The following is a 20,063-nucleotide window of genomic DNA, read 5'->3' on the forward strand; positions in this document are numbered from 1 at the left end:
TGATGTGGCGGCCGAGCTCGTCGGCGGGTGGGTGATCATCGGGCAGCGCCCGTCATGGTGGCGACGGTGTGCTCACCGTCGATGTCGATCGCGAGGGTCACCGACCCCAGCTGAGCGGCGGGCACCGAGAAGCCGTACGTGGCTTTGGCCGTGCGCCCTGGCTGGACGACGCCGCCGAAGTCGAGCGAGCGGTCGTCGTACGCCGGCGGTGCCTCGACGGCAGGCTTGCCGTAGGACACGGAGACGACGACGGCGCTGAGGTCGACCGGTCGCGCGGTGCTGTTGGTGAGCGTGACGTCGAAGGACGTGGTCGGCCGGTTGTTGAAGACCCCGGGGCCCTGCCCGCTGATCTTGCCCTGCACGACCCGGGTGACCTGCAGGTGCAAGCCGTCGGAGTAGGACACCTGTTCGCGCAGTGCCCGTGCGGAGGCGGACGCTGTCGGCTTCGGCTTGTGCCCGTTGCGCAGGACCGGTGTCGGGCTCGCAGGCGCTCGACGCACCGCGGGCGGCTGCGCCGTGGTGGGCATCGACTCGGTGGGCACGCCCGACGTCCCAGTGGTCGCCGCTGCCTGGGCGGCCACGCCGGCGGCCGGTTCGGACGCGTCGTCCCCGCAGCCGCTCAGCCCGAGTGCCAGTACGAAGACTGCGACCGCCGCCGCGTGAGAACCGTTGATACGCAACGACATTCAGTACGCTCCTTCGCCGCGCAGGACGGCCCGGCCGGTGCGCCACAGGATCTGCAGGTCGAGCATCATCGACCAGTTGTCGACGTAGCGCAGGTCGAGCCGCAGCGACTCGTCCCAGGACAGGTTGCTGCGACCGCTGACCTGCCACAGGCCGGTGAGACCGGGCCGGACACGCAGCCGACGGATCGCGTCGTCTTCGTACTGGGCGACCTCGTCGTGCAGCGGCGGGCGCGGACCGACCAGCGACATGTCGCCGCGCACGACGTTGACGAGCTGCGGCAGCTCGTCGATGGAGAACCGCCGGATCACCCTGCCGACATTGGTGACTCGAGGATCGTCGTGTCGCTTGTAGAGCCGGCCGTTGCCGTGGTCGGCCTCAGCGCGGACAGCCTCGAGCCGGTCCTCGGCCTCGACCACCATCGAACGCAGCTTGAGGATCTTGAACGACTTGCCGTGGGCGCCGACGCGCACCTGACGGAACAGCACGGGCCCGCGGCTGTCGATCTTGATGGCGAGCGCGGTGAGCGCGAGCACGGGCGAGGCGATGACGAGCAGCATCAGCGCGAGCGACCGGTCGAACAGCGCCTTGCCGAGCAGCGCTCCCCCGTCAGCGGCGGGCTGCTCGACGTGCACGAGCGAGAGCGTCGCGGACGGACGGAAGGACAGCCGAGGTCCGGCGACCTCCATGATGCCGGGCGAGATCATCAGCTCGACCTGGCGCGACTCCAGCGCCCAGGACAGCCGTCGCAGCTCGGGCGGCGTCAGAGCCGACGGGTGGGCGATCACGACGACGTCGGCGAACGTCTCGTCGACGATCCGCAACGTGTCGGAGACGCCCGCGTGTCGGGCCAGGCCCTCGGCGACCGGCTCGGTGGCGGTGGTGCAGGCCGCGACGGGACGCAGCCCTTGGCTGGCGTCGCGGCGCAGGTCGGCGATGAGCTCGCCAGCAGCCTCACCGCAGCCGACGACGACCGCGCGCTGCATCGCGGAGCCGCGGTGCCGGCGCCGGTGCAGCCCCTGTCGCAGCAGGTAGCGCAACGTCAGTGAGAGCACCAGCACAACCGGCACGAAGACCAGGACCAGCACCCGCGCCAGGTCGGTGACGGGGTCGCCCACGGCCAGTGTCACGACAGCGGTCACGGCGAGCAGGCGTACGACGGCGCGGGGCACCGCGCGCAGCTCTTCGGCGCCCACGCCCAGCAGGCGGCGTTCGTAGCCGCGGGCCTGCGCCATCGCCGCGAGCCAGGCAGCCGGGACCACGACGAGCGCGAGCGTGGCCACGACCGGACCGACGCGCGCGGAGTCGCTCACGCGCACCATCGCGAGGGCGACCAGGGTGGCGGCCAGCCCCGCGAACGCGTCGAGGGCGAGCGCGCGGCGGACGTACTGAGGCAGCCAGGTCGCGCGGCGCTGGTGGCGCCGAGAGCGCGGTGCCGCGGCAACGTCGTCCCGCTGGGCGCGACGCGGTCGCGCGGGTGAGCCCGTGCTCGCCCACGCCTGGGCGAGTTCGGCGTCCGACACCTGCTGCGGCGCCTGAATGATGTCCGTCATGCCCGCGCCACCTGCCCGGCGCCACGTGACCGCGCTCCGCGCGCGGCCGACGCCGGCTGCGTCGTGCCCCTCATGCCTTGCCCCCTGAACACCTTCCCCGTCAGAACCGGACCTTACTGAAAAGGTCAGGAAAAAGTAAAGACTTGGTCAAGAGGTGGTCCGCCACTTCGATCCGGTCGCCGCGGCGCGCTCAACATCACCCGCGAGCGGTGTGATGTGTGTGATGGCGCTCACACGCGGCCGAAACATGCTGAAGCAGCTCTGCTTGATCGCCCCTTGACTGCGCGGCCTGATCCCCCCCCCCCCCCGACCAGACCACTCCCCTGACCAGCACAGGTTACGAGGTACAACCCCTGCCTGTCCGGAGAACGTCAAGAAAAGGTCAACCGACCGTCATGCTCGAGGTACAGCTCGTCGGTCCGGTGGGCAGATCGTGTTCAGCGGGCGTGGACGACGTTCTGGGCGGTCGTCAGCCCGTCGTGCACCAGCCGCTCGACCGCATCGGCCGCGTCGGGCAGCAGGAAGTCCAGCTCCTTGCGCTCACTCGGCGAGAAGTCCTTGAGCACGTACGCCGCAGCGTCCATCCGGCCCGGCGGACGACCGATGCCGACGCGCACCCGCAGGTAGTCCTTGGTGCCGGCCGACTTGGTGATGGAGCGCAGACCGTTGTGGCCGCCCTCGCCGCCGCCGAGCTTGAGGCGCAGCTGGGCGAAGTCGATGTCGAGCTCGTCGTGCACCACGATCAGGCGCTCGGCCGGCACCTTGAAGAAGTTCATGAGCCCGGCGACCGGGCCGCCCGACTCGTTCATGTAGGTCAGCGGCACCGCGACGACGGCCTTCGGGCAGGGCGCCCCGCCCGGCAGCGTGCCGAGGCGGACCTCCGCGGCGCGGGCGCGTGCCTTGTGGGTGCGCAGCGTCGCTCCCCCGCGCTGCGCGAGCTCGTCGATGACCATCGCACCGACGTTGTGCCGGTTGCCGGCGTACGACGCGCCGGGGTTGCCGAGTCCGACCACGAGCCAGGTATCCACGGGGCAGATCCTCTCAGACCTCGAGCAGCGCCAGCAGCCTCGGCGTCCGCTCCAGCAGCGCTGCACGGCGGCGGCGCATCGGCTCGGGCTCACCGGTCGTGCGCGCCAGGTGGATCATGCCCTCGTCACCTGCGGCCACTGCGGCGGCGATGCCGTCGATCGCCAGCTGCGCCCGCTCGAGGCAGGCTTCCAGCACCTGCGTCGCCGACACTCCGCCGTAGGTCGTGCGATCAGCCGCAGCCGGCGTACGACGTCGGCGTCCGGCACCTCGCGGAACAGCGGCACCGCCGTCCACGCGAGCATGCCCAGCTCCAGCAGCGCGGTGGTCGGGCCGGCGAGGTCCCAGTCGAACACCCCCGCCAGCCGGTCGCTCTCGAAGCACACGTTGTAGGGCGCGATGTCGTTGTGCCCCAACGTCGTTGGCGCATCAGGCCCAGGGAAGCGCCACGGCCCCGGGTGCTCGAACCCGGCGAGCGCGTCGTGCAGCCGACGGGTCCACGCCACCATGTCGACGAGCTGCGCGTCGGTCAGCTCGTCGTGGTCGACGTCGACGACACGGCCCGGCAGATAGGTGAGCACCTCACGGCCCAGGTCGTCGTGCCCGAGGAACCGGGGCACGCCGCCGAGCCCGCGATCCTCCAGATGCTGCAGCAGAGCGTGCACGGCCGGCGACCACGGACCCGTCGTACGCCGCACCGTGTCGCCGACCAGCCACGCACCGCCGACGTTGCCACCTGGCAGGCGTACGCCGACGTCGTCACCCCAGTCGGTCATGTCACTCCTTCGAGCACGGACGAGCGAAGGCCCGCCCGGCAGTGCCGGACGGGCCTTCGTCGTGAAGCGAAGAGACGGGGATCAGCCCTCGTCGTCGGCCTTGTCCTCGCTACCCTCGGCAGCGTCGTCGCCGCCCTCGGCAGCCTCGTCGGACTCGTCCTTCTCGATGCCGGCCTCGGCCTCGGCCTCCTCGAGCTCGGCGTCGAGCTCCTCCTGCGAGACCTGCTGGGTGATGTTGATGACCAGCAGCTCCTCGTCGGCGATGAGGGTGGAGCCGGCGGGCAGGGTGACGTCCTTGGCCAGGATCTGGCTGCCGGCCTCCAGGCCCTCGACCGAGACGGTGAGCGACTCGGGGATGTCGGTGGCGTCGGCCTCGACGGACAGCGTCTGGTTCTCGACGGTGATGACGGTCTCGGGACCGGCCTCGCCCTCGACGTGCACCGGGATGTCGACGGTGACCTTCTCGCCCTTGCGGACGATGACCAGGTCGATGTGCTCGATGATCGGCTTCAGCGGGTCACGCTGGACGTCCTTGGCCAGCGCGAGCTGGTCCTGACCGTCGAGCTCGATGGTGAGCAGCGCGTTGACGTGCTTGAGCGCCTGGAAGGTGTCGTGGAACGGCAGCGTCAGGTGGGTCGGGGCCTCACCGTGGCCGTAGAGCACGGCGGGGATCTTGTCGGCGCGGCGGATGCGGCGAGCCGCGCCCTTGCCGAACTCGGTACGGGTCTCGGCAACGAGGCGGAGCTCGTTGTTGCTGCTGGCGGCCATGAGGGACTCCTGATGGGTGTCGCTGGTGGATGGAGGCGGTGGCCTCGACGCGGGACGTCGTACGCGCGAGCGGGCGGGACGCACGGGAGTCCGGCGGACGTCGTACGTCGACATCTGGACCACCGCGTCGATCACGGACCCTGCGCGTGCAGCGTCCCTCGCCGAGGCAACGCCGACGATCGTACGACGACCGCGCGCCCGCACCCAAATCTCGCCCGTTCCGCTGGTCGAGTAGGCGAGCCCCACAGGGCGAGCTGTATCGAGACCCGGTGACCGCGAGGGAGACTCTCCCCCAGCACGAGACGACCCGCCCTTTGCGAGACGACCCGCAGATCAGCGGGTCGTCTCGCAAAGAGCGGGTCGTCTCGTAGCGCGTGGCTGCTGCTCAGGCGCGGCCGTCGAACATGCTCGTGACCGAGCCGTCCTCGAACACCTCACGGATCGCGGTCGACAGCAGCGGTGCGATCGACAGCACGGTGAGCTTGTCGAAACGGTTCTCCTGCGCGATGGGCAGCGTGTCCATGACGATGACCTCGCGGGCGACCGAGTTGATCAGGCGCTCGCGGGCCGGGTCGGAGAAGATCGGGTGCGTCGCGGCGATGACCACGCTCGCGGCACCGTCCTTCATGAGCGCCTCGGCCGCGTGGCAGATCGTGCCGCCGGAGTCGATCATGTCGTCCACCAGGATGCAGGTGCGGCCCTCGACCTGACCGACGACGCGGTTGGCGACCGACTCGTTGGGCCGGGTGATGTCACGCGTCTTGTGGATGAACGCCAGCGGGGCGCCACCGAGGCGCGAGCTCCAGTGCTCGGCGACCTTGATGCGGCCGGCGTCGGGCGAGACGACCGCGAGGTCCTCGTTGCCGTACTTCTCGCGCACGTAGTTCGACAGGATCGGCAGCGCCATCAGGTGGTCGACCGGACCGTCGAAGAAGCCCTGGATCTGGTCGGTGTGCAGGTCGACGGCCATCAGCCGGTCGGCACCCGCGGTCTTGAACAGGTCGGCCATCAGGCGGGCCGAGATGGGCTCACGTCCGCGGTGCTTCTTGTCCTGGCGGGCGTAGCCGTAGAACGGCAGCACGACCGTGATGCGCTTGGCCGAGGCGCGCTTGAGCGCGTCGACCATGATCAGGTGCTCCATGATCCACTCGTTGACCGGAGCGGTGTGGCTCTGGATCACGAAGGCGTCGCACCCGCGTACGGACTCCTCGTAGCGCACGTAGATCTCGGAGTTGGCGAACGCGCGGGCCTCGGTGGGCACCAGCTCGGTGCCGAGCTCCTTGGCGACCTCCTGGGCCAGCTCGGGGTGGGCCCGACCCGAGAACACCATGAGGTTCTTCTCGGTGGTGCGCTTCATGCTGATGGCGGTCATGCCGGGGTGCCCTCGCTGTCGTCCGTGTTCGGGGAGTCGTGCTCGGCCGAGGCCGCCTCGGCGGCCGCAGCAGTCTTGGTGCCGGCGCGACGTCTCGCGACCCAGCCGTCGATGTTGCGCTGGCGCCCCCGGGCCACGGCGATCTGGCCGGGCTCGACCCTGCCGTCGATCGCCGACCCCGCTGCGACGTACGCGCCGTCACCGATCTCGACGGGCGCGACGAGCACCGAGTTGGACCCGACGAACGAGTGATTGCCTACGGTCGTGTGGTTCTTCTCGACCCCGTCGTAGTTGGCGAAGATCGTGCCCGCGCCGATGTTGGCGCCCTCCCCGATCGTCGCGTCGCCGGCGTACGTCAGGTGGGGCACCTTGGCGCCCGGGCCGATGTCGGCGTTCTTGGTCTCGACGAACCCGCCGATCTTGCCGCCCTCACCGAGCGTCGTGCCAGGTCGCAGGTAGGAGAACGGGCCGACGCTGGCGTGGGCGCCGATCGTGGCCAGGTCGGTCTGGGCGCGTACGACGCTCGCGCCGTCGCCGACCTCGGTGTCCTTGAGCGTGCAGTCGGGTCCGATCGTGCAGCCCGCGCCGATCGTGGTGGCGCCGAGCAGCTGGATGCCCGGCTGCAGGACGGTGTCGCGGCCGACCGTGACGTCGGCGTCGACCCACGTGGTGTCGGGGTCGACGACGATGGCGCCGGACTCGCGCATCAGCACGTCGAGGTGGCGGCGGTTGAGCTCCTTGCCCATGCGGGCCAGCTGCACCTTGTCGTTGACGCCCTCGATCTGCCAGATGTCCTCGATCGAGTGGGTGTCGACGCGGCCGCCGGTGCGGCGGGCGATCGCGAGGACGTCGGTGAGGTACTTCTCACCCTGGGCGTTGTCGGTGGTGACCTGCGCGAGCGACGAGCGCAGCACCGCCACGTCGAACGCATAGATGCCGGAGTTGATCTCGGTGATGTCGAGGGCGTCGCGCAGCTCGCCGCCCTCTTCACGTGCCTTGACCGCGTCCTTGTGCTCGACGATCGCCTGCACGGTGCTGTCAGCGCCGCGGAAGATACGGCCGTAGCCGGTCGGGTCGTCGAGGTGAGCGGTCAGGACGGTCACGGCGTTGCCGGCGTCCTCGTGGACCTGCGTGAGCTCGAGCAGCGTGTCGCTGGTGAGCAGCGGGGTGTCGCCGTACGTCACGAGGACGGTGCCGCTCAGGTCGCCGGGCAGGGCGTCGAGCGCGCACTCAGCAGCCCGGCCGGTGCCCTTGATCTCGTCCTGGTCGGCGATCAGCGCCTGCGGCCAGACCGCGGCCACGTGCGGGGCAACGCGCTCACGCTGCGCGCGGACCGTCACGGCGACGTGCGGCGCCTGCGTGCCCGCGGCGGCGAGCAGCGCGTGGGCGACCAGCGTGCGGCCACCGATGCGGTGGAGCATCTTGTTGAGGTCGGACTTCATCCGGGTGCCGTCACCGGCAGCGAGGACGATGACGGCAGCGGGGCGGGAGACACTCACGTCGAGGACACTCCGGGGGCTTGGGGCCAGGCGTACGGGCGCATGGGTGATGCGCTCGGCCAGTCAGGCTACCGGGCGGGCCAGTGGGACGTACGTCACCCAACAGCCGTCGTACCCCGGTGGCCGCGCGGGCGGCGCCCTCGCCTCGCCGTGGTCAGAACTGAGTTCTGGTGTTCTGACGCAGTTCGTACTCGGTCAGACCACCAGAACTCAGTTCTGACCCGCGCTAGGGGCGGGGCTCCCCGGGTAGGAATCGAACCTACGTCGCTAATCCTGATTCAAAGTCAGGCGGCCCCTACCAGCAGAGCAACCGGGGAACGGCCCCCGCGGGCCACCGAACAGGGTAGTGGAGCGCCACAATGTGCCGATGGGCAGCAACAGCGGGCGGTCGAGGATGACCGGCAAGCAACGGCGCGAGCAGCTGATCACGGTGGGTCGCAAGGTCTTCGCCGAACGGGGTGTGGGCTCGGCGACGGTCGAGGAGATCGCCCACGAGGCGGGCGTCACGAAGCCCTTGATCTACGAGCACTTCGGCGGCAAGGAGGGCCTGTACGCCGTCGTGGTCGACCGCGAGATGGCCAGCATGCTCGAGACGATCGCCGACGCGTTGTCGCTGCCCGGCACCCCGCGGCAGCTGCTGGAGCAGACGACACTGGCCGTGCTCGACTACATCGAGGAGTCGCCGGACGGTTTTCGGGTGCTCACGCACGACTCGCCGTCGTGGCACAACGGCGGCTCGCTCGGCAGCCTGATGTCCGACATCGCGGTGCAGGTCGAGCGGGCGCTCGCGGCCACGTTCAAGAAGAACAAGCTCGACACCAGGACCGCGCCGATCTACGCGCAGATGCTGCTGGGAGCGATCGCGCTCACCGGTGAGTGGTGGCTGGAGTCGGGCCGCAAGATCACGAAGAACGAGCTGGCGACGCACGTCGTCAACCTCATCTGGAACGGCCTGACCGGCCTGGAGAGCAAGCCGCGCCTCTCGCAGAGCTGACCGAGCTCAGGCCTGCTGGACCTCGACGCGGTTGCCGACCGGGTCGTCGGTGTGGAAGCGGCGTACGCCGACGATCTGGCTGTCCCAGCGCACCTCACCTCCGACGGCCGCCACGGCGTCGGCGACCTCGTCGACGTCGTCCACCAGCAGGCACGGGTGCGCCTTGAGCGCCGGCCGGAAGTCGGCCTCGACACCGCAGTGGATCTCCTGCGCCCCGGCCCGGAACCAGCAGCCGCCCCGAGCACGCAGCGCCTCCGGCTTCTCGATCTCGGCGAGCCCGAGCACACCGCCGTAGAACGCCCGCAGCGCGTCCTCCGAGCCGGCCGGGCAGGCGATCTGGACGTGGTGCAGCCCGATGACGCTCATGCCGCCACCTGCCCGACGGCGAAGATGCGCCGGAACGGGAACGGTGTGCCGTACGCCGCCCGTGGGTACTCGTGCGCGAGCCGGTCGCGCAGGTCTGCCAGGAAGGCCTCGCGCTCGGCGCCCTCGAGCAGGTCGAGCAGCGGCCGCAGGGCCGTGCCCTTGACCCACTCGAGCACGGGCGCGTCCTGCTCCCCCGCCGGGTCGAGCACCTGCAGGTAGGTCGTCTCCCACACGTCGAGGTGAGCGCAGCGTGAGGCGAGCACCTCGGCGTACGCCGGGGGCTCGGCCACGGGGTCGGCGCGCAGGGCCGCGGTGAGCTCGGCGCCTCGGGGCTGGGCGGCGGCGACCTCGCGGATCGCGACGTGCGAGGGCGCCCGGAAGTTGCCGGGCACCTGCATGGCGAACCAACCGCCGGGTCGCAGGGCATCGAGCCAGCCGGGGATCAGGTCGAGATGCCCCGGCACCCACTGCAGGGTGGCGTTGCTGACGATGACGTCCGGGGCCCCGGCTCCGGTGAGGTCCCAGCGCGCCACGTCAGCCTGCACCCACTCGACCCGGCCGTCCGTGTCGAGGTCTCGCGCCCGGTCGAGCATGTCGCCCGAGCTGTCGACGCCGACCACCCGGGCGCCCGGCCACCGCTGCGCCGCAGCGAGGGTGAGCGGACCGTTGCCGCAGCCGAGATCGACCACGAGAGAAGACTTTTCGGCGTCAACGCGTCCGAGGAGGTCGAAGAAGGGGCGGTTGCGCTGATCGGCGAAACGTTCGTACTGCGACGGGGCCCACACGGCCATGACGAGCCTCCTGGCGATCGACGGTGATCAGCGCAACTATCTTGACGTCAAGATACTCGCAGATCTCTTGATGTCAAGAAACTTGATGCTGCCTACACTGGCCCGCATGGCTGCACGCGAGCAGGACGAGGTCGACCGCATCGTCGACGCCTGGCAGCGCGAGCGCGCCGACCTCGACGTCGCTCCACTGCACGTCCTCTCACGCATCTCTCGCCTCGCCCGCCGGCTCGACCAGGACCGCGGCAGCGCGTTCGCCGAGCACGGCCTCGAGGGCTGGGAGTTCGACGTGCTGTCCGCACTGCGCCGGGCCGGTACGCCGTACGAGCTCTCCCCCGGCGCGCTCATGCAGCAGACGCTCGTCACCAGCGGCACGATGACCAACCGCGTCGACCGGCTCGAGAAGCGCGGCTTCGTGCAGCGCCGCCCGGCGCCCAGCGACCGCCGCGGTGTGCTCGTACGCCTCACCGCCGACGGCCGACGCGTGGTCGACGCCGCGATGGCCGATCTGCTGCAGCACGAGCAGGACATCCTCAGCCACCTGCCCGCACGCGAGCGCGACCGCCTCGCGTCCGGCCTGCGTACGCTCCTCGCGGCCCTCGAGGACTGAAGCGCTCAGGGGCGATGGTGGCCCCTGAGCGGCACGGCCCGGCGTACGACGGCCGCTCGGCCCGCGCCTGCGAACGCAGCCCGCAGCTCGTCCCGCAGGGCACGCACCGCCGCCGCGCTCACACCCCACGACCGGTCGGCCGCCGAGAGCAGCCGCTCGGCCTCGGCACGGTCTCCGACGAGCACCGCGAACCGAGCCGCGACGAGCAGGGCTTCACCCCGATCTTCAGCAGTACCAGCGCGATTGGCGCTGACCGTGAGCTCCTTGACGAGAGCAGTCACGCCGTCGAGAGCGCCGACGCTCATCCGCAGCGTGGCGCTCTCACGGCAGAACCGCGACCAGTCGGCGAGGTCGACCCGACCGCGCATCAGGACCGCCGCGCGGTCGAGGCATCGGCACCCCGAACGCACCCGACCTCGTCCGATCCAGGCACGGCCGAGCTCGGCGTAGGCACGCGCCACGGCGGGCGGCGGGTGCTTGGGCAGCACCACGCCGTCCAGCACCTCCTGCGCCTGCGCCAGGACATGCTCGTCGTCGTGCTCGGCAGCGACCGCGATCAGCGCGCGCAGGGCGAGCAGCTGGTGGTCCAGCGTCTGGTCACGCGACGCCGCGACCGCTCGCCGGGCCGAGCCGACGGCCTCGTCGAGCCGTCCGACCGCGAGCGCGCCACGGGCGTGCTGGGCCAGGACGCGCAGGTGCAGCGACGGCTCGGCCGCGGTCACGGGCGACCGCATCAGGTCGCGGCAGGCCGACAACGCCGGACCGAACTCGTGCTGCTCGAGGTGCGCCTCGACGCGGCGGTGCTGCAGCACCCACCACAGCTCGGGGTGCTCGTCCCGGTCGACGCCGGCCCTGGACCCCAGGGCGATCTCGACCACGCGCTGGTGGTCGCCCCGGCGTACGGCGGCCTCGGACTCGACCAGAGCGCTGGTGACCTGTGCGCTCGGCGCGCGGCCCGACTCGACGACGTCGCCGAGCGTCGACACCTCGACGCCGAGCCGCTCGGCGAAGTACTCCAACGCCTCGGGGCTGATGCGGCGACGGCCGCGTTCGAGGTGCGACACATAGCTGGCGGTGAACCGATCACCGGCCAGCTCGGTCTGCGACAACCCACGATCACGCCGTAGCGTGCGCAGACGACTTCCGACATCCTTCACGTCAGTCCCTCGTTCTGCCCCCGAGCGTCCCAGCGTAGTGAGCGGGCAGCAGCCGGAGGCTCCCCGGCACCAACGGGTTTCGGGGCGAGGTCAGCCGACGATCTCGGCGGCCTCCAACCACTGCAGCTCGAGCTCGTCCTTGAGGTCGTGCAGCTCGCGCAGCTCGGCGCTCAGGCTCGCGACCCGCTCGTGGTCGCTGGCTGCGGCGACCATCTGCTCGTGGAGGCGCTCCTCCTTCTCACCCGCGCGGGTGAGGGCCTTCTCGATGCGGGCGAGGTCCTTGCGGGCCTCGCGCTGCTGCGCCGGGGTGTACGCCGTCGCGGCCGCGGTGGGCGCGGTCGCCGCTGCCGAGGGTGACGTCGACGCGGGTCGGGCGTCCGGCGTACGGGACTGCTCGTGGCGCAGCTGGAGGTACTGCTCGACACCGCCCGGCAGCTCGCGGATGCGGCCGTCGCCGAGCAGGGCGACCTGCCGGTCGCACATGCGCTCGAGCAGGTAGCGGTCGTGCGAGACGACGAGCAGGGTGCCGGCCCAGCCGTCGAGGACGTCCTCCATCGAGGTGAGCGTCTCGATGTCGAGGTCGTTGGTCGGCTCGTCGAGCAGGAGCACGTTGGGCTCCTCCATCAGCAGCCGCAACAGCTGCAACCGGCGACGCTCACCACCGGACAGGTCGCCCACGCGCACCTGCTGGCGCGGCCCGGAGAAGCCGAGGCGCTTGGCGAGCTGGCTGGCGCTGACCTCCTTGCCGTCGAGCATGGTGTACGACTTCACCTCGGTGATCGCGTCGATCACGGTCCAGCCGGCGACGCGCTCGAGCTCGCGAACCTCCTGGGTGAGGTAGGCGAGCTGGACGGTGCGGCCCTCCTTGCGCTTGCCGGCCGCGAGGGGCACCTGACCGGCGATCGCGCGCAGCAGCGTCGACTTGCCGGCACCGTTGACGCCCACGATGCCGGTGCGCTCGCCCGGCGCGAGCCGCCAGGTCTGCTTGTCGATGAGGGTGCGGTCGCCGACGGTGATCGTCGCGTCGAGCAGGTCGATGACGTCCTTGCCGAGCCGCGTCGTCGCGAACCGTGCGAGTGCCACGTCGTCGCGCGGCTGCGGCTCGGCCTTGATCAGCTCGTTGGCGGCCTCGATGCGGAACTTCGGCTTGCTCGTCCGTGCCGGGGCGCCACGGCGGAGCCAGGCGAGCTCCTTGCGCAACAGGTTGTCGCGGCGTTCCTGGGTGACCGCGGCGACGCGGGCGCGCTCGGCCTTGGCGAGGACGTACGCGGCGTACCCGCCTTCGTACTGCTCGACGCGGCCGTCGACGACCTCCCACGTGTTGGTGGAGATCGCGTCGAGGAACCACCGGTCGTGGGTGATGGCGACGACGGCGGTCTCGGCGCGGGTGCGGCGCTGAACGATGTGGTCGGCCAGCCACTGCACGCCCTCGACGTCGAGGTGGTTGGTGGGCTCGTCCAGCAGCAGCAGGTCGGGGTCCTCGATCAGTAGGCGTGCCAACGCAACTCGGCGTCGTTCGCCACCTGACAGCGGGCCGACGGTGGCGTCGGGACCGCCGAGCGCGGCCAGGTCGAGGCCGCCGAGCAGCCCGTGCAGGACGTCGCGGATGCGCGGGTCGCCGGCCCACTCGTGCTCGGCCAGGTCGCCGAGCACGGCCTGGGCGACGGTGGCCGCGGGGTCGAGCCGGTCGTCCTGGGACAGGACTCCCACGGTGAGGCCGCCGACGCGGGTCACCCGGCCGTCGTCGACGAGCTGCGTGCCGAGGAGGACCTTCAGGAGGGTGGACTTGCCGCCACCGTTGCGGCCGACGACGCCGATGCGGTCGCCGCCACCGATGCCGAGGCTGACGTCGTCGAGGATGTGTCGGGTGCCGAGCGTGAGCGAGATGCGTTCGGCGGAGAGCAGGTTGGCCATGGTGCTCCGAGCCTAGGTGACCTGAGGCGATGCCTGATCACGCGTCCGGCCCGGCGGGGGCGAGAGCATTCCCTACCGGCTCGCGGCGACAGGCGTTGCTGTCATCTGACACGACCTGCAGGTCGTGTCAGATGACGGCGCCACCTGTCGGCCGATCGTCGTTCAGCTGCGGATGGCCATCCGGACGTGGTCGAGATGGGCCTGCGGGAGCCAATCGGTGCCGTACGCCGCGTCGGGCGCCAGCCGTGGGTCGTCCGACGGGCCTTCCCTCGTCAGCGAGGCGAGGTAGGCGCGGTCGGCGGCGAGTCGAGCGGCGACGTCACGACCGGGGTTGCCGTGGCCAGGTACGACGACGCGCACCTGTGCAGCCACCGAACGGAGCAGGGCCAGCGACGCCGAGTAGTCGTGGATCGGGTCCTCGGCGTCGACGTCGAGCAGCGGGATCTCGACATCGGACAGCATGTCACCGGCGATCAGCACGCCGGCGTCCTCCACGAGCAACGCCGCGTGGCTGGGGGCATGGGCGCGATGCTCGAGGACGCGCACATCAGGACCGTCCCATGGGAGGCGAATCGTGTGGGGAGGCAACGGTTTCAGGAGACCCACGAGGTCGAGCGGCGCCCCTGGGGCATCGGCACCCGGCTGTTCGCGCAGGTGGGCCAGGCCGTCACGGGCGTAAGCCGCGCAGGCGGCGGTGGCGTACCTCGGGACGTCTCCGAACCGCTCATGCCACAGCACGTGGTCCCAGTGCGGGTGGGTCGCGAACCCGGCCAGCACGCGTAGGCCGAGCCGGTCGAGGTCGTCGGCCAGCTCGACCAGGTCGGCGCCCGTGACACCCGGGTCGACGAGCAGCGCGCCCTCACCGCCGAGCACGACCACGGCGTTGCTCAGGCAGAACGCGCTCTGCCTGACCAGCACCCCGTCAGCCACCTCGGTCAGCACGACCCGCCCCGGCCGGGACTCACGCGCTCACCGAGCCACTGGTCGGCACCCCACGCGTGGAAACGCTCGAGCTCGGTGAACCCGAGCCGCGCCGCCAGGCGCATCGACGCGGCGTTGGCGGTCTGCGTCGCGAGGACGACGGTCTCGCCGGGCAGGGCCTGGTCCAACCAGTCGAGCGCCGCGCGGCACGCCTCACCGGCGTAGCCGAGCCCCCAGGCCCGAGGCAGGAACAGGTAACCGAGATCGATCTTGCCGAGCGCGGCCGGGCGGTGCTCGGTGGCTCGGCGAAGCAGGTTCTGGCCGACCATCAGCCCGCCGCGCTCGACGACGAGGCTGCCCGGCCACGACTCCGGGACCTCCGGCAGCTCGCGCTCAAGGTCCTCGCGCGGTCGTGGCCCGCCGAGGTAGACGTGCACGTCCGCCGACGCCAGCATCTCGATGAACGCGTCGCGATCACGGGCCTCCGGCGCGCGCAGCACGAGGCGCTCGGTCCGGATGGGGGCGGGCGGCCAGGCGACGGGATCCAGGTCTGCCATGGACGCAGGCTACCCAGCGGGTCTCCTACTCGGGTCTCCACAAGCACGTCCCCATCATTCGAACTGTTGTACGATGTCTGGCATGGGGCAGCACCGCGCACACTCCGAGGACGCCGCCGAGCGCAGCGCGCCACGTGCTGCCCTGGCCGGGGTCCCGCGAGGGGAATCGGTGGGCGAGGATCCTGCGGGCTCGCTCGAGCTCCTGCACGCGTGTCAGGGCGCCGTGCGCGCGGTCTACGAGGCGACGTCCTCCGACAGGAGCGCGTTACGAGCGTCCGACCTGGTCGCGCAGATCGAGGCGACGCAGGCGCTCGTCAACACAGTCATGGCGGTCCAGCTGGTGCGCATCGCGCAGTTCGCCGCCACGACGCAGCACAGCGATCCGGATAGCGGCAAAGCGCGCGAGGTCGCACACGAGCTGGGGTACGCCGCCGAGTTCGCCGACGTCGACCTCGCACCCGCCCTGGGTTGGGGCCCTCGCCATGCCACCGCCCGCGTCGAGGAAGCCATCGACGCGGCGACCAAGACTCCCCGCCTGCTCGACCTGATGGCCGACGGGCACCTCGACCCGACTCGACTCCGCGCGGTCACCGACGAGCTGATCGAAGCACCCGATGCGGTGTGCGCCGAGGTCGAGAGCGCCCTGCTCGATCGCGGTGTGCACGGCTGGTCCGCCGCCCAGACCCGTGCCCGTACCCGCCGACTGGTCCAGCAGACCGACCCTGCTGCTCTCAAGGCCGCCCGCCGACGCCGGGTGGTGGAGCAGACCGGACTGTTCACCCGGCCCGGCCGCGAACCCGGCCAGTGTGAGTGGACCGCGGTCATTCCCACCGAGCTGGCTGCGCCGGCCCACGCCGCCGTCGAGACGCTCGCCCGACATCTGCACACCGACAACCTGACCGGCAAGACCCTCGGCCAGTGCCGCATCGACGCCCTCACCGACCTCATCCTGCAACGGGCCGACGTCACGACACACATCACCGTCCACGCGCCCGTCAGCGACGATCAGCACCAGCCGGGTCGGTATGCAGGCACCATGGCAACCAGCCGCTGCACCGCCAGCACCGCGAAAGGCACTGGCACACAACACGATCCAGACGCAGTGCCCGATCAGCCGACTGCCCACGACCTGGCTGACTGGGATGCCGCACTGGCCGTCCTCGTGGCCACCGACCCGGGCCCACCACCGCTGCCCGACTTCGACGACCCTTGGTGGGACGAGGTCCACGCCTTCTGCGCCGAGCAGGCCGAGCTCAGCGCGCTCGACCAGGCAGTCACATCCGAGCCCGTCCACGACGTCTCTGCGGCATCGCCGTTCGCCGACGCCATCGTCCCCGGTATCGGGGTCATCAGCGGCGCGCTCGTCGCTGAGCTGACACGCGCGGTCGGCACCCGCATCACTCGAGCCCTGGTCGACGCCTCCACAGGCACTCTCCTCGAGACCTGCACGTCCTCCTACCGCCCCACCGCGGCCATCAGACGTCTCCTGGTCCTGCGCGACCAGCACTGCCGCTTCCCGGGTTGCTCCCAGCCGGGCCGCTACTGCGAAGCCGACCACGTCACCCCGTGGCCGCTCGGCCGCACGAGCGCCGACAACCTCCAGCTGCTGTGCAAGCACCACCACCGCGCCAAGCATGAGGCCGGATGGGCGGTCGCCATGACATCCGAGGGCACCTGCACCTGGACCAGCCCGCACACCGGCCGCACCTACGTCACGACTCCCGAGGCCACGGCCACCCGAGGCTACGACCACCCAAACGCCCGACACGAACGCCGACGCCTCCGCACGTGAGCCGAGCGGAGCCGCGCGGGCTCGACCTCGGCGGTGCGACGCTCGCGAAAGGCTGACGTAGCAGGCTGATCCATCTCTGTCGGCATCGCTCGCCCCTTGCCGGAGGCGGCCGCATGGCGCCGACCGCAGGGCACTGTCCGCAGGGCACACGGCCGAGATCGCCGCCGGTGTCGCGCTCGTCGCGCCGCCGCCCTGAGCGTCGCGGAGTCGCTCAACCACGCAGCCGCCATCGGGCTCACGCTACTCATGCTGGGCGCGGCGTACGTGCATCTGCGGTGCGGGGAGGCCCGGCACCCGGCGTTCGCGATAGTGCTCGTCCTGGCCGCCCTGACCGGCACACTGGCTGGGCTGCGGCTCGGCCCGTACGGTTCTGAGGCGGCTGCGGGCCTCAGCGGACGGTGATGTCGCTCAGCAGGTGGGCGCCGGCCGCGGGACCGCGGGCGTGGACGACCTCGTCGGCGATGTTGTCGGCCGACAGCGCGACCATCAGGTCGAGGGCGCCGGCCTTGTCGCGGGCGAGGAAGGCCACCGTCGGACCGGAGCCGGACACCGTCGTCGCGAGCGCGCCGTGCGCGAGGCCGGCCGCCATCGTCTGCTGCAGCCGCGGGTTGAGCGAGCACGCGGCGGGCTCGAGGTCGTTCATCAGCGCGAGCGAGAGCTTGTCGACGTCACCGGCGCGCAGCGCGGTCATGAGCTCCTGGCTGGGCACGGGCTCGGGGATGTCGTCGTCGGCGCGCAACCGGTCGCACTCGGCGTAGACCGCGGCGGTCGACAGGCCGTCGTGGTGCAGCGCGAACACCCAGTGGAACGAGCCCTGGGTGAGCACTGGGACGACCTGCTCACCACGCCCGGAACCCAGCGCGGTGCCGCCGGTGAGCAGGAACGGCACGTCGCTGCCGAGCTCGGCCGCAGCCTCGTCGAGCTGGGTCCGGCTCAGCTCGGTCTGCCACAGCGCGTCGCACGCGACCAGCGCAGCCGCGGCGTCTGCCGAACCACCCGCCATACCGCCCGCGACGGGGATCGCCTTGTCGATGGTGAGGTGAACCGGCTCGTCGACGCCGCCGATCTCGGCGACCATGCGGGCGGCCCGCATCGCGAGGTTGGACTCGTCGGTGGGCACGCGGTCGGCGTAGGGGCCCAGCACCGTGATGCCCCACTCGTCCGCCGGCTCGGCGAGCACGGAGTCGGTGAGGTCGACCGCGTGGTAGACCGTCGAGAGGCTGTGGAACCCGTCAGCCCGCCGCGGACCGACCCGCAGCTCGAGGTTGACCTTGGCCGGGACGCGCACGGAGACCCCACGTGGCGGCAGGACCGGTGCGCTCATGCGCCCACCCTAGAGCCACCGTCGAGGGAGTCCGCCACCCCGACCGCCCGGTGGGCAGGCGGTCAGGCCCGGTGGGCTGCGGCGATGCGCGCGAAGTCCTCGACGCGCAGGCGCTCACCGCGGGTACGAGGGTCGATCCCGGCCGCGACCAGCGCCTCCTCGGCCGCCACCGGCGAACCGGCCCAGCCCGCGAGCGCGGCCCGCAGCGTCTTGCGACGCTGTGCGAACGCCGCGTCGATGCAGGCGAACACGTCCTCGCGCGAGGCGGTGGTCTCGGGCGGGTCGTGGCGGACGAGCGAGACGAGCCCGGAGTCGACGTTGGGCGCGGGCCAGAAGACGTTGCGTCCGACGCGGTCGGCGAGCCGGACGTCGCCGTACCACCGGGCCTTGACGCTGGGCACGCCGTAGACCTTCGACCCGGGCTGGGCGGCCAGGCGCTCGGCGACCTCGAGCTGGACCATCACCAGCACGCGCTGCAGCGACGGGAACCGCTCCAGGAACGACAGCACCACCGGGACCGAGATGTTGTAGGGCAGGTTGGCGACGAGCGCGGTCGGCTGCGGGTCGGGCAGCTCGGTGACGGTCAACGCGTCGGCGGCCACGAGGGACAGCCGGTCGGCGTACGCCGGTGCGAGGCTCTCGACGGTGCTCGGCAGCTCAGCCGCGAGCGCCGGGTCGACCTCGACGGCCGTGACGTGCGCGGCAGCGCCGAGGAGCGCCAGGGTCAGCGAGCCGAGCCCGGGCCCGACCTCGACGACCGAGTCGTGCTCGCCGACACCCGCGAGGCGCACGATCTTGCGCACCGTGTTGGCGTCGATGACGAAGTTCTGCCCCCACTGCTTGGTCGGGCGGATGCCGAGCCTGCCGGCGATGTCACGGATCTCCGTGGCGCCCAGCAGGTGGGGTTGGTCGGTCATGGTCGCTCACTCTAGGCCGCACCGACCCCAACGCCGCCGGACCCTCGGGGGTGGGTCCGGCGGCGTTCGGGGGGACGACTCTCGGGGTGCGTCAGGCGCAACCCCACGGCGAGGTGCCGCGGTCCTCGTACACCCGGTTGGCGATCGTGATCTGCTCGGCGCGCGACGCGAGGTCGGGGCGCGAGGCGAAGTCACGGCCACCAGCACCACGCCACGTCTGCAGGTCGAACTGCAGGCCGCCGTAGTAGCCGTTGCCGGTGTTGATCGACCAGTTGCCACCGGACTCGCACTCAGCGATGCGGTCCCACATGGACGCGCGCGCGAGGTTGATCCTGCTGCCCGAGGTCGACGGCTCGTCGGAGGTGGACGGCGACGGCGACGGCGTGGACTCGCGCGGCTCGGAGGTCTTGCGCGGCAGCGGGGCCACGCGCTTCGGCTCGGACTTGGTGCCGACCGCGATGATCTTGTCGACCGGCTCGCGGGTGATCTCGGTGTCGATGACCTTGGTCTTGACGACGTCACCGTCGACGATGCTCTCGCGGATCGTGACGACCTTCTTGCCGTCCTCGCCCGCACGCACGACCTTGGTGCTGCCCTTGGCGAGCTCGTCGCTCTCGATGCGCTTGACGTCGAAGTGGACGGTGCGGGTCTTCTTGACCTCGCGCGTCGTGATGGTGCTCGTGACCTTGTGACGCGACGCGGGCTTCGGGGCCTTGGTCGTCGTGGTCGGCGCCGGAGTCGTCGTCGGGCTCGGCGTCGCGGTGGTGGGGGCCGCGGTCGGAGCGGTCGTCCCGCTCTTGACGGTGACCGGCGGCAGCTCAATCTGAGCCTTGGTGGCGCCGTCGGGGGCCTGGGTACCGCAACCGGCCAGGGCCGTCACGGACAGCAGCGACACCGCCGCAGTACGGGCAGAGGTCTTCTTGGTGCTGAGAGTCACAGTTCTCCGATGTCGTGCGGCCCCTCGGCGATCCGGACGCGGGCAGCGGCTCGGTCGGCGACGGGGTACGCGCACTGACTCCACCGTCGATGTCATGGGGGTGACATC

20 protein-coding genes and 1 tRNA gene are annotated in these 20,063 nt (G+C 71.3%); 4 read left to right on the forward strand and 17 right to left on the reverse strand.

Annotation, left to right across the window (positions count from 1 at the left end):
- Nucleotides 1-35: 35 nt before the first annotated feature.
- The 8 genes from VV01_RS13980 to VV01_RS14020 form a co-directional block, all read right to left on the reverse strand.
- Nucleotides 36-686: a hypothetical protein gene (locus VV01_RS13980; RefSeq protein ID WP_050670419.1), complete on the reverse strand. Its 651-nt coding sequence runs from the start codon at nucleotides 684-686 to the stop codon at nucleotides 36-38.
- A complete protein-coding gene (locus VV01_RS13985; protein ID WP_082220987.1) occupies nucleotides 687-2,237 on the reverse strand; it encodes a sugar transferase in 1,551 nt (516 codons plus the stop codon). It lies immediately after the preceding gene.
- A gap of 437 nt (nucleotides 2,238-2,674) precedes the next feature.
- Nucleotides 2,675-3,265: an aminoacyl-tRNA hydrolase gene (gene pth, locus VV01_RS13990; protein ID WP_050670420.1), complete on the reverse strand. Its 591-nt coding sequence runs from the start codon at nucleotides 3,263-3,265 to the stop codon at nucleotides 2,675-2,677.
- Nucleotides 3,266-3,379: 114 nt separating this feature from the next.
- Entirely contained in the window at nucleotides 3,380-4,039 is a 660-nt protein-coding gene (locus VV01_RS13995; protein ID WP_231635238.1) for a phosphotransferase, read from the reverse strand.
- An 81-nt stretch (nucleotides 4,040-4,120) separates the two neighbouring features.
- Nucleotides 4,121-4,807 carry a 50S ribosomal protein L25/general stress protein Ctc gene (locus tag VV01_RS14000; RefSeq protein WP_050670421.1) on the reverse strand — a complete coding sequence of 229 codons (687 nt, stop codon included), beginning with the start codon at nucleotides 4,805-4,807 and terminating at the stop codon, nucleotides 4,121-4,123.
- Between the two features lie 385 nt (nucleotides 4,808-5,192).
- Complete coding sequence (locus tag VV01_RS14010; RefSeq protein WP_050670423.1) at nucleotides 5,193-6,179, reverse strand: ribose-phosphate diphosphokinase; 987 nt, start codon at nucleotides 6,177-6,179, stop codon at nucleotides 5,193-5,195.
- Nucleotides 6,176-7,678 carry a bifunctional UDP-N-acetylglucosamine diphosphorylase/glucosamine-1-phosphate N-acetyltransferase GlmU gene (gene glmU, locus VV01_RS14015; RefSeq protein ID WP_050670424.1) on the reverse strand — a complete coding sequence of 501 codons (1,503 nt, stop codon included), beginning with the start codon at nucleotides 7,676-7,678 and terminating at the stop codon, nucleotides 6,176-6,178. The genes VV01_RS14010 and glmU overlap by 4 nt, the downstream gene beginning before the upstream one ends.
- Nucleotides 7,679-7,916: 238 nt before the next feature.
- Nucleotides 7,917-7,995: transfer RNA gene (locus tag VV01_RS14020), tRNA-Gln, on the reverse strand.
- 50 nt (nucleotides 7,996-8,045) lie between these two features.
- Here VV01_RS14020 and VV01_RS14025 point away from each other — a divergent pair.
- On the forward strand, nucleotides 8,046-8,672 hold the full coding sequence (locus tag VV01_RS14025; protein ID WP_231635239.1) for a TetR/AcrR family transcriptional regulator: 627 nt from the start codon (nucleotides 8,046-8,048) through the stop codon (nucleotides 8,670-8,672).
- Nucleotides 8,673-8,678: 6 nt separating this feature from the next.
- On the opposite strand, the gene VV01_RS14030 is transcribed toward VV01_RS14025, so the two are convergent.
- Together VV01_RS14030 and VV01_RS14035 are read right to left on the reverse strand one after the other, a co-directional pair.
- Nucleotides 8,679-9,038, reverse strand: a complete 360-nt coding sequence (locus VV01_RS14030) for a VOC family protein (RefSeq protein ID WP_050670425.1) — start codon at nucleotides 9,036-9,038, stop codon at nucleotides 8,679-8,681.
- Nucleotides 9,035-9,829, reverse strand: coding sequence for a methyltransferase domain-containing protein (locus VV01_RS14035; RefSeq protein WP_050670426.1), 795 nt, complete (start codon nucleotides 9,827-9,829; stop codon nucleotides 9,035-9,037). Before VV01_RS14035 ends, VV01_RS14030 begins: the two co-directional genes overlap by 4 nt.
- 106 nt (nucleotides 9,830-9,935) lie before the next feature.
- Between VV01_RS14035 and VV01_RS14040 the strand changes: the two genes are divergently transcribed.
- Nucleotides 9,936-10,436, forward strand: a complete 501-nt coding sequence (locus tag VV01_RS14040) for a MarR family winged helix-turn-helix transcriptional regulator (protein ID WP_050670427.1) — start codon at nucleotides 9,936-9,938, stop codon at nucleotides 10,434-10,436.
- Nucleotides 10,437-10,441: 5 nt separating this feature from the next.
- Here the strand turns inward: VV01_RS14040 and VV01_RS14045 are convergent, their stop codons facing one another.
- The 4 genes from VV01_RS14045 to VV01_RS14060 form a co-directional block, all read right to left on the reverse strand.
- Nucleotides 10,442-11,593 carry a helix-turn-helix domain-containing protein gene (locus VV01_RS14045; protein ID WP_050670428.1) on the reverse strand — a complete coding sequence of 384 codons (1,152 nt, stop codon included), beginning with the start codon at nucleotides 11,591-11,593 and terminating at the stop codon, nucleotides 10,442-10,444.
- 90 nt (nucleotides 11,594-11,683) lie between these two features.
- A complete protein-coding gene (locus tag VV01_RS14050) occupies nucleotides 11,684-13,507 on the reverse strand; it encodes an ABC-F family ATP-binding cassette domain-containing protein (RefSeq protein ID WP_050670429.1) in 1,824 nt (607 codons plus the stop codon).
- 162 nt (nucleotides 13,508-13,669) lie between these two features.
- Entirely contained in the window at nucleotides 13,670-14,437 is a 768-nt protein-coding gene (locus VV01_RS14055; protein ID WP_231635240.1) for an MBL fold metallo-hydrolase, read from the reverse strand.
- A gap of 5 nt (nucleotides 14,438-14,442) precedes the next feature.
- Nucleotides 14,443-14,985, reverse strand: coding sequence for a GNAT family N-acetyltransferase (locus tag VV01_RS14060; RefSeq protein WP_050670431.1), 543 nt, complete (start codon nucleotides 14,983-14,985; stop codon nucleotides 14,443-14,445).
- 82 nt (nucleotides 14,986-15,067) lie between these two features.
- Between VV01_RS14060 and VV01_RS14065 the strand changes: the two genes are divergently transcribed.
- A complete protein-coding gene (locus tag VV01_RS14065; protein WP_050670432.1) occupies nucleotides 15,068-16,777 on the forward strand; it encodes an HNH endonuclease signature motif containing protein in 1,710 nt (569 codons plus the stop codon).
- Between the two features lie 96 nt (nucleotides 16,778-16,873).
- A complete protein-coding gene (locus VV01_RS24935; RefSeq protein WP_071606390.1) occupies nucleotides 16,874-17,179 on the forward strand; it encodes a DoxX family protein in 306 nt (101 codons plus the stop codon).
- On the opposite strand, the gene VV01_RS14070 is transcribed toward VV01_RS24935, so the two are convergent.
- The 3 genes from VV01_RS14070 to VV01_RS24635 all read right to left on the reverse strand — a co-directional run bounded on the left by VV01_RS14070 (nucleotide 17,166) and on the right by VV01_RS24635 (nucleotide 19,955).
- Complete coding sequence (locus VV01_RS14070) at nucleotides 17,166-18,101, reverse strand: 4-(cytidine 5'-diphospho)-2-C-methyl-D-erythritol kinase (protein WP_050670433.1); 936 nt, start codon at nucleotides 18,099-18,101, stop codon at nucleotides 17,166-17,168. The two genes, VV01_RS24935 and VV01_RS14070, sit on opposite strands and share 14 nt — an antisense overlap.
- Before the next feature lie 62 nt (nucleotides 18,102-18,163).
- A complete protein-coding gene (rsmA, locus tag VV01_RS14075; RefSeq protein WP_050670434.1) occupies nucleotides 18,164-19,018 on the reverse strand; it encodes a 16S rRNA (adenine(1518)-N(6)/adenine(1519)-N(6))-dimethyltransferase RsmA in 855 nt (284 codons plus the stop codon).
- 91 nt (nucleotides 19,019-19,109) lie between these two features.
- On the reverse strand, nucleotides 19,110-19,955 hold the full coding sequence (locus VV01_RS24635) for a resuscitation-promoting factor (RefSeq protein ID WP_050670435.1): 846 nt from the start codon (nucleotides 19,953-19,955) through the stop codon (nucleotides 19,110-19,112).
- Between the last annotated feature and the right edge of the window lie 108 nt (nucleotides 19,956-20,063).

It is taken from the genome of Luteipulveratus halotolerans, assembly GCF_001247745.1.
Classification (GTDB): Bacteria; Actinomycetota; Actinomycetes; order Actinomycetales; family Dermatophilaceae; genus Luteipulveratus; species Luteipulveratus halotolerans.

What these genes read in the sequence shown, in the direction of transcription:
- VV01_RS13980 (WP_050670419.1), bottom strand. Translation starts at nt 686, where the DNA reads ATGTCGTTGCGTATCAACGGTTCTCACGCGGCGGCGGTCGCAGTCTTC.
- VV01_RS13985 (WP_082220987.1), bottom strand. Translation starts at nt 2,237, where the DNA reads ATGACGGACATCATTCAGGCGCCGCAGCAGGTGTCGGACGCCGAACTC.
- VV01_RS13995 (WP_231635238.1), bottom strand. Translation starts at nt 4,039, where the DNA reads ATGACCGACTGGGGTGACGACGTCGGCGTACGCCTGCCAGGTGGCAAC.
- VV01_RS14000 (WP_050670421.1), bottom strand. Translation starts at nt 4,807, where the DNA reads ATGGCCGCCAGCAGCAACAACGAGCTCCGCCTCGTTGCCGAGACCCGT.
- VV01_RS14010 (WP_050670423.1), bottom strand. Translation starts at nt 6,179, where the DNA reads ATGACCGCCATCAGCATGAAGCGCACCACCGAGAAGAACCTCATGGTG.
- VV01_RS14025 (WP_231635239.1), top strand. Translation starts at nt 8,046, where the DNA reads ATGGGCAGCAACAGCGGGCGGTCGAGGATGACCGGCAAGCAACGGCGC.
- VV01_RS14030 (WP_050670425.1), bottom strand. Translation starts at nt 9,038, where the DNA reads ATGAGCGTCATCGGGCTGCACCACGTCCAGATCGCCTGCCCGGCCGGC.
- VV01_RS14035 (WP_050670426.1), bottom strand. Translation starts at nt 9,829, where the DNA reads ATGGCCGTGTGGGCCCCGTCGCAGTACGAACGTTTCGCCGATCAGCGC.
- VV01_RS14040 (WP_050670427.1), top strand. Translation starts at nt 9,936, where the DNA reads ATGGCTGCACGCGAGCAGGACGAGGTCGACCGCATCGTCGACGCCTGG.
- VV01_RS14050 (WP_050670429.1), bottom strand. Translation starts at nt 13,507, where the DNA reads ATGGCCAACCTGCTCTCCGCCGAACGCATCTCGCTCACGCTCGGCACC.
- VV01_RS14060 (WP_050670431.1), bottom strand. Translation starts at nt 14,985, where the DNA reads ATGGCAGACCTGGATCCCGTCGCCTGGCCGCCCGCCCCCATCCGGACC.
- VV01_RS14065 (WP_050670432.1), top strand. Translation starts at nt 15,068, where the DNA reads ATGGGGCAGCACCGCGCACACTCCGAGGACGCCGCCGAGCGCAGCGCG.
- VV01_RS14070 (WP_050670433.1), bottom strand. Translation starts at nt 18,101, where the DNA reads ATGAGCGCACCGGTCCTGCCGCCACGTGGGGTCTCCGTGCGCGTCCCG.
- rsmA (WP_050670434.1), bottom strand. Translation starts at nt 19,018, where the DNA reads ATGACCGACCAACCCCACCTGCTGGGCGCCACGGAGATCCGTGACATC.